Source organism: Vibrio sp. 10N.222.52.B7 (assembly GCF_041474275.1).
Taxonomy (GTDB): Bacteria; Pseudomonadota; Gammaproteobacteria; order Enterobacterales; family Vibrionaceae; genus Vibrio; species Vibrio crassostreae_C.
This window is the reverse complement of record NZ_JBFRTU010000309.1, coordinates 1-409: the sequence shown is the minus strand read 5'-3', so window position 1 is coordinate 409 and position 409 is coordinate 1. Positions and strand designations below refer to the sequence as shown.

Below are 409 nucleotides of genomic sequence, written 5' to 3'. Positions count from 1 at the left end.
CCAGCGTTTTTCCACTCGTACGGAGCGTCAGGTAGTGCATTTGCTGAACCGCCAAAATCGATCTTGTCAAATGCTTTCCAACCAACCCACTGTAGAGAGTAGTGTACGGCAAACTTAGTATCTTTAAGTTTGTGGAAACCAGAGAATTCGGCCATATCTGGTAGAGGAAGAGTGATCTCTTGTCCTTTATCATCTTCAGCTGTGATCTCAGGGCTGTAACGGTAAGATAAACCAAAGCGGTTGTTTTCGTCCAGTTCGTAAACTGTACCGACATTGAAGCCTACACCCCAACCGTCTGCACCATCGATATCAACAAGGCTTCGACCATCAAGAGGTGAATTACCACCAGGAGTAACTGAAGTGCTTGTTGTACGTTTTAGCGTACCTTTACCATAAATTAGATCAAGAC

Annotated in this window: 1 protein-coding gene; it reads right to left on the bottom strand. The window is 44.7% G+C overall.

Annotation, left to right across the window (positions count from 1 at the left end; all coding sequences use genetic code 11):
• Positions 1-409 (bottom strand): outer membrane protein transport protein (locus AB4512_RS22975; RefSeq protein ID WP_372175835.1); only part of this gene is annotated, 409 nt, incomplete at both ends.